Source organism: Paenibacillus sp. FSL R5-0908 (assembly GCF_038006245.1).
Classification (GTDB): domain Bacteria; phylum Bacillota; class Bacilli; order Paenibacillales; family Paenibacillaceae; genus Paenibacillus_AQ; species Paenibacillus_AQ odorifer.
In genome coordinates, this window is record NZ_JBBOUV010000001.1 from 5,109,512 (window position 1) to 5,122,496 (window position 12,985).

General features: G+C 45.2%; 16 protein-coding genes. All 16 read right to left on the reverse strand.

The features are described 5' to 3' along the window. Window positions 1-36 precede the first annotated feature (36 nt). Complete coding sequence (gene trpE, locus MKZ09_RS23275; RefSeq protein ID WP_076127509.1) at window positions 37-1,602, reverse strand: anthranilate synthase component I; 1,566 nt, start codon at window positions 1,600-1,602, stop codon at window positions 37-39. A gap of 421 nt (window positions 1,603-2,023) precedes the next feature. Continuing rightward, window positions 2,024-2,398, reverse strand: a complete 375-nt coding sequence (gene aroH / locus MKZ09_RS23280; protein WP_076127508.1) for a chorismate mutase — start codon at window positions 2,396-2,398, stop codon at window positions 2,024-2,026. Further along, a complete protein-coding gene (aroB, locus tag MKZ09_RS23285; RefSeq protein WP_076192205.1) occupies window positions 2,392-3,495 on the reverse strand; it encodes a 3-dehydroquinate synthase in 1,104 nt (367 codons plus the stop codon). The genes aroH and aroB overlap by 7 nt, the downstream gene beginning before the upstream one ends. 2 nt (window positions 3,496-3,497) lie before the next feature. Further along, a complete protein-coding gene (aroC, locus tag MKZ09_RS23290) occupies window positions 3,498-4,667 on the reverse strand; it encodes a chorismate synthase (RefSeq protein ID WP_036676238.1) in 1,170 nt (389 codons plus the stop codon). Window positions 4,668-4,859: 192 nt separating this feature from the next. Continuing rightward, window positions 4,860-5,021: a hypothetical protein gene (locus MKZ09_RS23295; RefSeq protein WP_169744788.1), complete on the reverse strand. Its 162-nt coding sequence runs from the start codon at window positions 5,019-5,021 to the stop codon at window positions 4,860-4,862. Window positions 5,022-5,126: 105 nt separating this feature from the next. Continuing rightward, on the reverse strand, window positions 5,127-5,930 hold the full coding sequence (locus MKZ09_RS23300; RefSeq protein ID WP_036676236.1) for a CheR family methyltransferase: 804 nt from the start codon (window positions 5,928-5,930) through the stop codon (window positions 5,127-5,129). A gap of 27 nt (window positions 5,931-5,957) precedes the next feature. Further along, a complete protein-coding gene (gene ndk, locus MKZ09_RS23305) occupies window positions 5,958-6,401 on the reverse strand; it encodes a nucleoside-diphosphate kinase (protein ID WP_076134687.1) in 444 nt (147 codons plus the stop codon). 99 nt (window positions 6,402-6,500) lie between these two features. Then, window positions 6,501-7,469 carry a polyprenyl synthetase family protein gene (locus MKZ09_RS23310; RefSeq protein ID WP_036676233.1) on the reverse strand — a complete coding sequence of 323 codons (969 nt, stop codon included), beginning with the start codon at window positions 7,467-7,469 and terminating at the stop codon, window positions 6,501-6,503. Next, the gene (locus MKZ09_RS23315; protein ID WP_076101474.1) at window positions 7,466-8,326 is read right to left on the reverse strand and encodes a menaquinone biosynthetic enzyme MqnA/MqnD family protein; all 861 of its coding nucleotides are present in this window, start codon (window positions 8,324-8,326) and stop codon (window positions 7,466-7,468) included. The genes MKZ09_RS23310 and MKZ09_RS23315 overlap by 4 nt, the downstream gene beginning before the upstream one ends. A 4-nt stretch (window positions 8,327-8,330) precedes the next feature. Continuing rightward, window positions 8,331-8,933 carry a UbiX family flavin prenyltransferase gene (locus MKZ09_RS23320; RefSeq protein WP_036676229.1) on the reverse strand — a complete coding sequence of 201 codons (603 nt, stop codon included), beginning with the start codon at window positions 8,931-8,933 and terminating at the stop codon, window positions 8,331-8,333. After that, window positions 8,933-9,805 (reverse strand): UbiA-like polyprenyltransferase, encoded by an 873-nt coding sequence (locus MKZ09_RS23325; protein ID WP_076127498.1) that lies wholly within the window; start codon window positions 9,803-9,805, stop codon window positions 8,933-8,935. Before MKZ09_RS23325 ends, MKZ09_RS23320 begins: the two co-directional genes overlap by 1 nt. Beyond that, window positions 9,798-10,544, reverse strand: a complete 747-nt coding sequence (locus MKZ09_RS23330) for a demethylmenaquinone methyltransferase (protein ID WP_036676394.1) — start codon at window positions 10,542-10,544, stop codon at window positions 9,798-9,800. Before MKZ09_RS23330 ends, MKZ09_RS23325 begins: the two co-directional genes overlap by 8 nt. Window positions 10,545-10,553: 9 nt before the next feature. Beyond that, complete coding sequence (locus MKZ09_RS23335) at window positions 10,554-11,447, reverse strand: heptaprenyl diphosphate synthase component 1 (RefSeq protein WP_256719196.1); 894 nt, start codon at window positions 11,445-11,447, stop codon at window positions 10,554-10,556. Between the two features lie 91 nt (window positions 11,448-11,538). Beyond that, the gene (locus MKZ09_RS23340) at window positions 11,539-12,081 is read right to left on the reverse strand and encodes a hypothetical protein (RefSeq protein ID WP_076134688.1); all 543 of its coding nucleotides are present in this window, start codon (window positions 12,079-12,081) and stop codon (window positions 11,539-11,541) included. Window positions 12,082-12,174: 93 nt separating this feature from the next. After that, a complete protein-coding gene (mtrB, locus tag MKZ09_RS23345; protein WP_051490908.1) occupies window positions 12,175-12,423 on the reverse strand; it encodes a trp RNA-binding attenuation protein MtrB in 249 nt (82 codons plus the stop codon). A gap of 116 nt (window positions 12,424-12,539) precedes the next feature. After that, a complete protein-coding gene (locus MKZ09_RS23350; protein WP_036676223.1) occupies window positions 12,540-12,812 on the reverse strand; it encodes an HU family DNA-binding protein in 273 nt (90 codons plus the stop codon). Window positions 12,813-12,985: the final 173 nt, after the last annotated feature.

Consider the following 12,985-nt stretch of genomic DNA (forward strand, 5'->3'; position numbering starts at 1 on the left):
TCATCCTCCCAGCCTTAATGTAATCTTTTTTATTAATCAAACCACCTGTTCGGGGGTATATGCGTACATGTAATCTTGATTGATGACTTGTTTCTCTTTTATCTCGGGTGGGAACATAGCCTCTGCCATACGAATAGCTTTTAGCATGCCCTTCGCTTTATTCACCGTCTCTTCATACTCTTTCTCCGGAACCGAGTCCCAAACGATACCCGCCCCAGCCTGCACATATGCTCTGCCCTTACGGAAGATGATTGTACGGATGGTGATACATGAATCCATATTTCCCGAGAATCCCAAATATCCAATCGCCCCCGCATAAGCACCACGGGCTTCTCGCTCCAATTCAGCAATAATCTCCATTGCCCGTAGCTTAGGTGCTCCTGAGACAGTACCGGCTGGCAGACAGGAGAGAAAGGCATCAAAGAAATCTTTATCCTCGCTAAGCGTGCCTGACACATTCGATACCATATGCATGACATGAGAGTATCTTTCAATTTCCATAAAGGAATCACATTTTACAGAACCGAATTTGGACACTCTTCCTAAATCATTACGACCTAGATCAACTAGCATCAAATGCTCTGCACGTTCTTTTTCATCCTCCAGCAGCTCCGCGGCGTAAGCACGATCCGAAGCTTCACTTTCACCTCTTGGCCTTGTTCCGGCAATCGGCCGTGTCTCCACACGATTTCCATCTACCTTTACGAGTGCTTCCGGTGAGGTTCCAACAATAATCTCTTCATCCATTTTCAAATAATACATATATGGAGATGGGTTAAGCGTCCGGAGCATCCGGTATACATGCAGTGGAGAAACTTCCGTTTCAATATGCAGGCGCTGCGACAACACCACTTGAAAAATATCGCCAGCCCGAATGTATTCCTTCGCTTGTTCTACGTTGTTGATATATTGTTCTTTAGTCAGGTTCGAATGAATCTCACCCAGCTCAATATCCTGCGGAATGCTGCGGCGGTTCACATTTTCCTTTGGCCCTTCCTTTTGCAGCTCTTCGGCCATATCCTCAAGCTTACGACTTAAGCTTTCGTAATTGGATTTGATATCTGAGTCCGTATCACCGTCTTTAACATGCAGGTTGCCAACTAGGAGAATTTGTTGTTTCACATGATCAAAAACAATGATGCGATCACAGAACATAAACCGGATATCATCCATTTGGAGATCATCTACTGGATGCTCAGGCAGCTTCTCATAATATTGCAGCAGATCATATCCAAAAAATCCGATAGCTCCTCCAGTAAATGGGGGCATCTCATCCAGCTTAGGGCTACGGTATGAACGAAGCAGCGCCTTAAGCTCCTCAATCGGCTTACCATGCAGCTGTTTTTTCTTCCCGTCGATCTCTACGTTAATTGCACCCTTTTTTCCCGATATCATTAAAAAGGGATCGCTGCCGATGAACGAATACCGGGCCCATTGTTTGCCACCCTCTACACTTTCTAGTAAGAACGCGCGGTCACGTTCAGCAAAACGTTGGAATAACCGGATAGGTGTTTCCATATCAGCCAGCAGCCGCTTCACAACAGGAATCAGATTATAATCCTGCGACAGCTTTACCACCTCTTGAACACTCGGATTCGTCATTTTTAGATGCCCCCTTAGTTATATAAATCTTTCCGAAACACAGAAAAACCCTCTACCAAAGTAGAGGGTTTGTGTAAGTAAGTATATGTTTTTGAGCAATGATCAGCATCGTTATGTTGTGCCTACAGACTTATCTCTAAATAAGATACATCACGGATGTGAAATAACACTCCAGTACATATCAAAATAAAGACTCTGTGTACACAAAAACTGCTAATCAGGCATAAACGTCTTCAGCGTCCTTATAAGGACGGTAAGCGTATATGCGTGAAATATAAGAAATGTATATACTTTCTTATATTCGCAAAAATTTCTTGCACTCTGCTCAACTATACTCATCTCAACTCAACTAAACTCTTCTATACTCGGCTAATTACACTATACATGATGACAAGGGTCATTGACAACCCACAACTCAAATTTAAGACTTACTCTGCGACAAATCCGGACGAAGCTTCTGAGCTTCATTCAGATACACATGGCGGATCTCACGCTGTGATTTATCCGTATTAAACTGCACCATTAACCGGATACACATCGGCAGGCTGCCTTTGACCGGGATCTCCGTTGAACACATAAGCGGCACCATTTCCCAGCCCTCAATCTCACGAATGGCTCTTGCCGGAAAAGTAGCATCCAGATCATTGGTCATCGTAATCCATACATTGCTAATATCCTCAGCTATAACATTATTGCGTTCAACGATCTCCCGCAGCAGCACAACAGTTTCACGCAAAATCTCTGTTTCTTCGTTATTAATCACGGTAGTTGCTCCGCGAATCCCTCGATTTACCACGGTTTCCCCTCCTTTTTTAGCTCTGCGAGAACCTCTCGCACAAGCGATTCCTGTACATCGTTTACAATACTAACGGCTCCTATGGCATCAGGCACAATAAAAGTCATTCTGCCTTCTTTGAATTTCTTATCATGCATCATTGCTTCCATTAGCTCCTCTTCATCATATTCAGAAGGAAGCTGTATAGGCAGTGAAAGTGCAGATAACATAGATACTGTATCCTCATAAATGGATCGGTCACGTCCAAGCTTTACAGCCAGCAGCGCCGAACCCGCCATTCCAATCGCAATCGCTTCACCGTGCAAAAACACACCGTATCCGCCAACCGCTTCAATAGCATGGCCGATCGTATGGCCTAAATTCAGGATCGCCCGAAGTCCATGCTCACGTTCATCGTTCGCCACGACATGAGCTTTGATCGCACAACCGCGCTCAAGGGCATAGCCGAGGGCTTCAGCATTCAAAGCAAGCAGCTCATCAGCATGTTCACGGCACCAATATGCAAATTCTTTGTCCATAATCAGACCATGCTTCACTACTTCAGCTAAGCCAGAAGAGACTTGGCGTGGCGGAAGCGTGCGAAGGGTATCCAAATCGTAAAGCACCAGCGAAGGTTGATAGAACGCACCAACCATATTTTTGGCTAGTGGATGATTGACAGCCACTTTGCCGCCTACGCTGCTGTCATGGGCTAGAATCGTCGTTGGAATTTGTAAAAATCCTATTCCGCGCATGTAGGTAGCTGCTACAAAACCAGCTAAATCGCCAACAACCCCGCCACCTAAAGCCAACACCGCTGAGTTGCGATCTAGTCCCGCTTGAATTGCGGTCGTCATAACCTCTTCATACACGGTTAATGATTTGGATGCTTCCCCTGCCGGCATAATATGGCTTACTACGGTATAGCCTTGCTGACTTAGAGCTTCTTCAAGTGCCGGTAAATACCGTGGAGCTACTTCACTATCACTCACAACCAGTAGTGGGCTGCGAGTGGACAGTCCAGCTTCAGCACAGTACTGGCCAATGTTCTGCAGCAGACCACTACCGATGTGGATTGGATAAGAACGATCTCCCAAATCTACATTGATTGTACGCATGATTAATAACTCTCCAATTGTGCAAGATAGTTTTCATAGTTCGCTTTAATTTCCTCGAGAGAATCCCCGCCGAACTTATCAAGAAAAGCTTTGGCAACTTCCCATGCCACTACGCTTTCCAAAACTACACATGCCGCTGGAACCGCACATGCATCCGAACGTTCTACTTGAGCTGTAAAAGGTTCTTTCGTATCGATATCTACACTTTGAAGTGGCTTATACAAGGTAGGAATAGGCTTCATAACCCCACGAACCACTATAGGCATGCCATTCGTCATCCCGCCTTCAAAACCGCCTAAACGATTGCTTGCGCGATAGTATCCTTTAGAAGCTTCATACATAATTTCATCATGGACTTGCGATCCACGCAATTTTCCTGCTTCAAATCCAATGCCGATTTCAACGCCTTTGAAGGCATTAATCGACATCACTGCCCCAGCGATCGCCCCGTCCAGCTTCCGGTCTGACTGTACATAGCTGCCAAGTCCGATGGGCAGTCCTTCGACGATACATTCAACGATTCCACCGATGGAGTCGCCCTCTTCCTTGATCTGATCTATGTAAGCCTCCATTTTCTGTTCCGTTTCTTTGTCGACAACTCTGACAGAAGACTGTTCTGTCCGTTCAATCAGCTCATCGATAGGCAGATCATTTGCAGGTGCCTCAATTTCACCAATGCGAATGACTTGACCTGCTACTTTCACACCAAAGGCTGCCAGCAGCTGTCTGGCTACAGCGCCACATGCAACTCTGGCTGCGGTTTCGCGGGCACTGGAGCGCTCCAAAACGTTGCGAAGATCCGTATGATTGTACTTCAATCCACCATTCAAATCTGCATGTCCAGGGCGCGGCCGATTTACCCGGCGTTTTTCTTCATCACTGCCTGGAATAGGTTCAATATTCATAATGTTCTTCCAGTGAGTCCAATCCTTGTTCTCTACTACCAAGGCTACCGGAGCACCCGTAGTATAGCCGTGACGTACTCCACCTACAATTTGTGCCGTATCTTTCTCAATCTGCATGCGGCGTCCACGTCCGTATCCCTTTTGTCGACGATGCAATTGAAAGTTAAGCTCTTCAAAATCCAAAGTTAAATTACTTGGCAATCCCTCAATAATAGCCGTTAGCTGGGGGCCGTGCGTTTCCCCCGCTGTTAAATAGCGTAAACTCATGATGTCTTCCCCCTTTTATACTTTTAAACTGTAAACCGCTAAAATCCTATGATCTTTGCTCATTATAGTATAGGGAATCCGCTTTGACAAGAAAGGGCTCTCTCTAGAAACACTCTATGTATACCGAAATAAAAAGCGCCATCCATACCCTTAAGAGTATGAATGGCGCTCCTCGGCTCGGTCTTCAGCTTGTTAGCTGCCGAGCCGCTGGCTTGGTGGAGGGAATGTAGACTTACGCTCTTCCAGCTGCAAAAGGCGCTCCAATTGCATTTCCTCCACACCGAGAATTTGCCCGCACTCACGAACGGTGATAAAGCCTCGTTTGTACGCGGCAATGACCTTGCTTTTGTCCATCGGTTTAACTTTCCTTTCACTTAGCGTACAGATTCTACTATCCAGTATCACTGAACTTTTGCGAAAGTATACCTTTGAAGTTAATGGCGAAGGAGCAAAAAGTATTTATTTTTTACGATAGAAAAAAGTTTCCGTCGATTCAAAGCCATATTGAGCCGGTGTAAAGATTTGCTCTGTGCTGCCCACAAACAAATAACCACCCGGACGTAAGCTAGCCGAAAACTTATGATAGAGCTTGTTCTTCGCCTCTTCAGTAAAATAGATCATTACATTGCGACAAATAATTAGATCGAAGCCTTCGTCGAACTTGTCCAAGAGGAGATTCTGTTTGCGGAAATCTATGTTTTTCTTAAGTGAATCGCTGACCTTGAAGACAGGACCTTCCGGTGTAAAATAACGTGCTGCCACGTCTTTGGGCACATCCTTTAAAGAACGTTCCAAATAAAGACCCTGCTTTGCTTTGGATAAAGCGCCATCATCAATGTCAGTGGCAAGAATGCCTGTCTGCGCCAATATATTCTTGTCCGACAAAATCATAGCCAGCGTGTAAGGCTCTTCGCCAGTGGAACACGCCGCGCTCCACAGCTTTAATTTGCGGCCCGACTGCTGGAGGTCAGGTAGGATAATATCCCGCAAAACTTCCCAGCGATTCGGATTCCGCCAGAACTCAGAGACATTGATCGTCATTCGATCTAAAAATTCATAAAATAAGTCCTTATTTTTCATCATCGCTGCAAAAAAATCACTGAAGGTATGATACCCATTCTTCATCCGAAGAGTCGTCAAACGCCGCTTCATCTGCGCTTCTTTATATTGAGCCAGATCAATTCCGGTGCTTTGTTTAACGTTGTGAATAAATCCGCTATAATCTGGATCTGTTGTTAATGCTGCAACATTACGATCAGACATGTTAATCCCCTGCCTCCTACCTGGACCTTACATCCAGACTGCGATGTCTTTGTTATACTGATTCAGTTCATCTGGAGCAAAGAAATTAGCTATTTCCCGTTCTGCACTTTCAGGCGAATCTGATCCATGAATTAAATTAAGTGGTGTATGGCTGGCAAAGTCGCCACGAATCGTGCCTGGCAGAGCTTCTCCAACTTTTGTCTTGCCTATGAGTGTCCGGGATAAAGTTATGACATCATCGCCTTCCCATACCATTGCAAACACTGGACCTGAAGTGATGAAAGAGACCAGCTCTGAAAAAAAGTCTTTGCCTGCATGCTCAGCATAATGTCTTTTCGCTTGATCCTCACTGACTGTAATCAGTTTAGCCGCGACCAATTTAAACCCCTTATCCTCAAAGCGGGCAACAATACGCCCTATTAATCCACGTTGAACTCCATCAGGCTTGACCATCAGATACGTCTTTTCCATAGAAGCACTCTCCATTTTCCCATTTGAAGGGTTGTTTTGACGCTATCTTAACAGAAACATTGCTTTCTGGAAACGTTTAATTTCAATCTCACCAGAAGATCAATAACTTCTTCCTGTTATAAAATACGCAATATCGCGCAGATTGCGCTTAGTCTTATTGTTAGGCAATTGTTCCAGCGCCGCCAGCGCCTTGTCGATATAACGTGAAGCGAGCTCCTCAGAACGGGCGATTCCGTCACCGGAAAGAATGAGATCAATCGCACGTCCTACCGTGCTATGGCCCTCACGTATAGACTTCAGTTCCTCAAGCAATGACTCGCGCAGTCGCTCATCTTCAAGACTATAAATCACTGGAAGTGTAATGTTTCCTTGCCGCATATCACTGCCCGGAGGTTTACCGATCTGTTTCTCTGTGCCTGAGAGATCCAGTAAATCATCACGAATCTGGAACGCCATACCCACGTTGTAACCATAATTATAAAGCAGACGAGCTACTTCTGGATCTGCTTCAGCAGCAAGTGCTCCTAGTTGGCAGCTAACCGCAATCAGCAGGGCTGTTTTGCGGCGGATACGCCGTAGATAATGACGTACACTTTGCTCACTGTTGAAAAAGTCACGAATCTGCTCCATCTCTCCGATCGACATTTCGATCATCGCCTTAGACAGAATTTGATGAATTCGTGGATTCTTCAGCTCCGTAGTCATAACCAGTGCTTTTGCATATATGTAGTCACCAGTGTACATGGCAATTTTATCGCCCCATTTTGCTTTCACGGTGAGTTCACCACGGCGCAATTCTGCATCGTCGATCACATCATCATGGACCAGTGAAGCGCTATGGATCAACTCTAACGGTATCGCCACCCGTTTCAGCTTTTCCAGATCATACTTACCAAATTTCCCGCCCATTAGGACAAATACGGGACGTAACCTTTTGCCGCCTGCCTTTAATAAATGCAGGGAAGTTTCTGTAAGCAGATCGTCATCCCCCTGTACACTGCGGTACAGCTCCTTTTCAATCTGATCCATATCTCTGTTCAGTAATCCGAATATTTGCAGTCGTTTCATTCTTTCACCCGTGTCAACAGTTTATGGCTCCAAATCTCCATCTTCACTTCCTGCGGCAGCAGGCCCATCTCATAGGCATAGCGGAAATAGAGGTTCAAACCTTGCTGCTGCCTTTCTCCAAAATCATAACATAAATTGCGGAAGTACCCTTCCCAATAAGACTTTGTTCCTCCAATGTTAGAACAAGCTGCTTGTACAATAGGATCTAAATCTCTCAATCCCCGCATTTTACTCTCGGCAAAAGCCTCTGCAATCTCAGAAATAGCCTCCGGTTTGTCCTCAGCAGCCTTTCGGTTCACTGCCCAGACCGCAAAGGTCATCCCTAAGCCCGTCCATTCCTTCCAAACCTCAGCTAGATCAGTAACGATATAACCTTGATCCTGCCATGAGGCCTTAATAGCATTATCACCAATTAATAAACAGGCATCCGCTTCATGCATCATGGCATCCAAATCAGGATTAGCGCTAATATACTCCGGTTTATTGCCAAAAGCTTTTTCCATTAAAATTTTCAGCAAATTTACCGAGGTTGCAGAAGTATTCGTAACAGCGATCTTACCACTACCAATCTGAGCAAATGGCACCCTGGAAAAAAGGAATATTGATCTCACAGGACCGTCCGCGCTAACCGATAAATCAGGTAGAAGTAATAATTTGTCACTGGCCTCAGCATAAGCAAAAGAGGATAAAGCACCTACATGAATAGTTCCACGGCTCATCCCCTGATTAAGAATGGCAGGTACCTCACTCACCATCTCTGCAGGATATTTCAATGCAGAGGGATGAAAATTGTGAAATACCGGCCATGAGTTGGTATAGCTGATTTTGCCGATGATGGTGTGGCTGTTATTGTCCATCCTTTCAATCCCCCCATCTTCGAAATAAATTGTGTTCAATATTAAAGCTGTCAAGCACTTTGCCCACCATGAAATTAATCAGATCATCCATACTTTGCGGCCCAAAATAAAAAGCCGGCATTGCGGGAATCATCCGAACTCCCAGACGGGACAGCTTCAACATATTCTCTAGATGAATAGCATGCAGTGGAGTCTCACGAGGTACAAGCACCAGTGGGCGGCCTTCCTTGAGCATAACGTCAGCCGCACGTGTCATCAGATTATCAGAAGTCCCATTCGCTACCGCGGATAATGTTCCCATAGAGCAAGGCATAATAATCATCCCTTCCACACGAAACGAACCACTTGCAATGGATGCGCCGATATCCGCAACAGGATGATAAAGCAGAGAACCGGGATAGCCTTTGAACCTTTCGTTCAAAAAGCCCTCCCGGTCTGATGCGATATAACCAAGTTCTTCTTTAAATACGCGCCAGCCCGCATTGCTAACTACCAAATGCACGGAGTATCCTAGTGATAGCAAGGTTTCAGTTAGACGAACACCATATATCGCACCGCTAGCTCCTGTAATTCCAACCACGATGTTTTTCGGTTTAGTAAGCGTCATTAGTAGAACTGCACCACCAAGTCAATCAAAGTGAAAGAGAACACTACGATGCTCAATACGCCGTTCATAGTGAAAAAAGCAGTCTGCAGACGGCTAAGGTCACTCGGAGATACAATGTAGTGCTCATAAAAGAGAATAATATATGCGATGATCATGCCTGCTACATACCACCAGCTTAAATCCGTCATAAACAGCAACGATACGAATCCAATCGCCGTGAGAATGTGAAATACGCGGGCAATAAAGAGTGCACCTTGAACCCCGAACCGAACCGGAATGGACTTCAAACCCTCTTTTAGATCAAACTCAACATCCTGACAAGAATAAATTACATCAAAACCTGCAGTCCAAAACACAATAGTGAAATAAAATACCATTGAAGTCCAATTCACACTACCAGTTACAGCTACCCAGCCGCCTAAAGGTGCAAGCGCAATGGTCAGACCGAGGATAAGATGGCAGGCCCATGTAAAGCGCTTAGTAAATGAATAAATGACAAGAAGGAAAACTGCGATCGGCAAGAGCTTGGCCGACAAAGGATTCAGCTTAAAGGCTGCCCAAAAGAGTAAGAAAAACGAAATGCCGATAAAAATGACGACTTCACCGATCTTCAATAATCCTGCAGGAATAGCTCTTCCCGCTGTGCGTGGATTCTTAGCATCACTTATCCGGTCAATCAGTCGATTCAACCCCATAGCAGCGCTCCGTGCCCCAAACATAGCCACTACGATCCAACCAATCTGGCTCCAGGTAGGTAGCGTGCCAAACATGACAACGGAACCAAGTAAAGCACCCATAAAAGCAAAAGGTAAAGCAAATACCGTATGTTCAAACTTGATCATTTGTAAAAAGATACCGATTTTCTTAAACATTCCCGTTCTCCTTGAGCCCAATATGTAATGCCGCGATGCCTCCGGTCAAGGGGAAGGATTCCACTTTTTGCAGTCCGGTTTCACGGAAAATAGCAGCTAATTGCTCCCGGTCAGGGAACAGCGCCAGCGATTCTGGCAGCCATTTGTATTGCTCATACCTTTTAGCGAATAACTTGCCCAGCAATGGAAGTACACGCTGAAAATAAAAGAAATAGATACCTTTAAATGGTTGTTTCATCGGCTTGGAAAGCTCCAGGCAGACCACCATTCCTCCGGGCTTCACCACCCGTTTCATCTCGTTCAATACTTGAACAAGATCCGGTACGTTGCGGAGTCCAAAACCAATCGTTGCATAATCGAATGCGTTGTCTTCAAAAGGCAACTCCATAGCGTTACCCTGTACAAGAGAGATCCGGTCCTGAAGCTTGCGCTCCTCCACCTTACGGCGCCCCACTTCAAGCATGCCTGCACTGAAGTCGAGTCCTATCACATTCCCTGTCTGTGTGGCTTCGGCCAAGGCAATGCTCCAATCGCAAGTGCCGCAGCATAAGTCTACAGCTGAATCCCCGCGCTTCATGCCCATCTTCTTCATCGTGAACTTGCGCCAAGCCTTATGGCGGCGAAAGCTTAAGATGTCATTCATCAAATCATATTTACCTGCAATACTCTCAAACACCGAGTGCACAAACTGTTCCTTTGGCTTGCTGTTATCACCCACAGCAGTTGTAGTTTTGTCCATAGTCATCCACTAACCCTCCACGGCTGCTTGTCCTGAGACTTTCATCTGCAGGAGAATACGATCCAGCGCTATCTCAAGCTCTCTAAGCAGGCTTTCGTCTTTAACGCTTTGTAATAGTCCCTGAATCGACTGAATCGACTGATGGAGCTTGTCCGTCAGCAGAGAATCACATTTATATTTCATCTTCAGCATCTTCCAGTCCTTCTGATCAAGGTTCTGGTCTTGAAGCTGTTTGCGTTCTTCCTCTGTCGCTGACTCCAGCATCTTCCAGTAGCAATAACCATTGCTAGCATTCTCAAGGTTATCACAACGCTGAAGCTCTATGGCAACAGTTTCGCACTGACTGAACTCTGTCAATAACTTCTCCCACAATTCCACTAATGAATTCTCGATCATGGGCGTAAAAGAAAGGAACAGCCGCATATTGAGCTGTACCATGTGCCGCAAGTATTGTTCAGCCGAAAGACGGATTCCTCTCATCTTCACATAGAGGTTCGCTTTCAAGACATTGAAATCAGCAATCGCCTTACTCAAGATTCCAACCATCTCAATCTGATCACTCTTTGCAAGCAGATGGTAAAACCAGCTACTAAAATAATCGCCAGCCAATACCTTTAATTGACGGGAACGCATAGGATCTCCGCCGCTTCTATCATTCGAGCGGTCAATTACCTCATGTGTATCTAGTCCAAGTTGAATAAGTGCGGTTACGAGCGTATACAACTCACCGGTACTTCCTTTTACAGAAGATCCATGGTTTAGAAAAATATATAACAAATGACCCCGGCCATCAGAAAACGGCGGCAAATCCGTATGCTTCTGAATCATGTCGTAGTCGGTGTAGGGTTTTGCCAGTTGCGGTATGCAGTACGGTTTCATTTCAGCCTCCGAAGCCATTGACATTTATATTAATTCCTTTGTTCACAATCTTGTCTATTATATCACATGTTTTTTTGTCACGCACTGTGATACAACTGAGTTTCTTTTATTCTTCTCAAGGATAAATGAACTGCTTCTTCCAGAGCTCAGTCTCACTAATACGGAAGCCCGTCTTGAGACGCTCGGATATGGGGAGATTACCCGCAGACTGAAGTTCATTCTGGAGTTCAACGGACCACTCCGGGCGTCTGATATCCCCTGCTAGCAGCAGCCGGCGGCTATCCAGCCATTTATCCATGACCACGATGCGCAGCAGAAGCTGATCCACATTCGAGGTTTCTTGAAAAGCAAAAGAAATAGTCTGTGCCATATTTCGATAAAGCTCCTGGGGTTCATGATCATTTCCGCTCACTTTTAAATCCAGAGACAGAACGTGATCCTCCCAGCCTACGCTATCAATGGATAAGGTCAATGGAAGTGCGCCAAGAACATCAACAAGATTCTCGTTGTCTAGCACCGTGTTATGGCCGCCAGTAAAAGTCTCCACCGCACCATTTCGCTGCTGTAAGGTTGAATCCATATCTGCCACTTTGGGCAATATTACAGCAGAGGTTGCAGTCAAGAGTAATACGGCTCCAACCCACCAGGCCTTGTTCATGAACACGCCCCCTTATCCATAATTCCCACTCTTAGCGGAATACGATCATTTATCTTTACTATATTTTGAAAAAAAGCAGGCTATGCCTGCTTTTCAGCTTTCACTTTCCAATTGTCCGTGCTTTGTCCATATTTCAGCCTTACCGCGGATCTTCATTGCTGAGGTATGATCAGTAAACTGGGCAATCAATACCTCGCCCTTATCCAGCTTCTCTGTATGATGAAAACGTGTATCTGTACCTCTGGTTAACCCAATGACCTGAACGCCATTATCTTTAGCCTTAACCACAATATAGTCGCTGCCCGTTGGAAGCGGAGTAGTACCCGTATTTTTATCCATCATCACTCATCCTCCTCTAAACCTATTATACAGTTCATAGTATATCAAAAAACAAATGCCGCCTTGGAGGGCGGCATAGTTGTTCTTAAAAAGACTATGGGATAGGTATGTAGAAATCTTTATTTGATTCCGTCTTTCAGCGCCTTACCGGGTTTGAATGCCGGTACCTTGCTTGCAGGAATTTCGATTTCTTCACCAGTTTGCGGGTTACGGCCTTTACGTGCAGAACGCTCACGCACTTCAAAGTTTCCGAATCCAACCAGTTGTACTTTATCACCGCTTTGCAGTGCTTCTGTAATTGCTTCGAAAACCGCATCTACAGCTTTAGTAGCATCCTTCTTGGGAAGTTCAGTTGCTTCTGTAACTACATTGATCAAATCTGATTTATTCATGTTTTCTCACCTCCCTGAGTAAATTCTCCGGTATCATACACTGTTTCCGTTTCAACGTAAAATATACGTGATAATCCCGTTTAAAACTTAACTTTGGCGCCCTTAGACCTTGAAGCGCAACAAACTTATAGTAATACAGCCCATCCATAAATTCAAGCTGTTACTCAAAAAAG

What these genes read in the sequence shown, in the direction of transcription:
- MKZ09_RS23325 (WP_076127498.1), bottom strand. Translation starts at nt 9,805, where the DNA reads ATGTTTAAGAAAATCGGTATCTTTTTACAAATGATCAAGTTTGAACAT.
- MKZ09_RS23320 (WP_036676229.1), bottom strand. Translation starts at nt 8,933, where the DNA reads ATGACGCTTACTAAACCGAAAAACATCGTGGTTGGAATTACAGGAGCT.
- MKZ09_RS23330 (WP_036676394.1), bottom strand. Translation starts at nt 10,544, where the DNA reads ATGGACAAAACTACAACTGCTGTGGGTGATAACAGCAAGCCAAAGGAA.
- aroC (WP_036676238.1), bottom strand. Translation starts at nt 4,667, where the DNA reads ATGAGTTTACGCTATTTAACAGCGGGGGAAACGCACGGCCCCCAGCTA.
- mtrB (WP_051490908.1), bottom strand. Translation starts at nt 12,423, where the DNA reads ATGATGGATAAAAATACGGGTACTACTCCGCTTCCAACGGGCAGCGAC.
- MKZ09_RS23295 (WP_169744788.1), bottom strand. Translation starts at nt 5,021, where the DNA reads ATGGACAAAAGCAAGGTCATTGCCGCGTACAAACGAGGCTTTATCACC.
- trpE (WP_076127509.1), bottom strand. Translation starts at nt 1,602, where the DNA reads ATGACGAATCCGAGTGTTCAAGAGGTGGTAAAGCTGTCGCAGGATTAT.
- ndk (WP_076134687.1), bottom strand. Translation starts at nt 6,401, where the DNA reads ATGGAAAAGACGTATCTGATGGTCAAGCCTGATGGAGTTCAACGTGGA.
- MKZ09_RS23315 (WP_076101474.1), bottom strand. Translation starts at nt 8,326, where the DNA reads ATGGACAATAACAGCCACACCATCATCGGCAAAATCAGCTATACCAAC.
- MKZ09_RS23310 (WP_036676233.1), bottom strand. Translation starts at nt 7,469, where the DNA reads ATGAAACGACTGCAAATATTCGGATTACTGAACAGAGATATGGATCAG.
- MKZ09_RS23300 (WP_036676236.1), bottom strand. Translation starts at nt 5,930, where the DNA reads ATGTCTGATCGTAATGTTGCAGCATTAACAACAGATCCAGATTATAGC.
- MKZ09_RS23340 (WP_076134688.1), bottom strand. Translation starts at nt 12,081, where the DNA reads ATGAACAAGGCCTGGTGGGTTGGAGCCGTATTACTCTTGACTGCAACC.
- aroB (WP_076192205.1), bottom strand. Translation starts at nt 3,495, where the DNA reads ATGCGTACAATCAATGTAGATTTGGGAGATCGTTCTTATCCAATCCAC.
- MKZ09_RS23335 (WP_256719196.1), bottom strand. Translation starts at nt 11,447, where the DNA reads ATGTCAATGGCTTCGGAGGCTGAAATGAAACCGTACTGCATACCGCAA.
- MKZ09_RS23350 (WP_036676223.1), bottom strand. Translation starts at nt 12,812, where the DNA reads ATGAATAAATCAGATTTGATCAATGTAGTTACAGAAGCAACTGAACTT.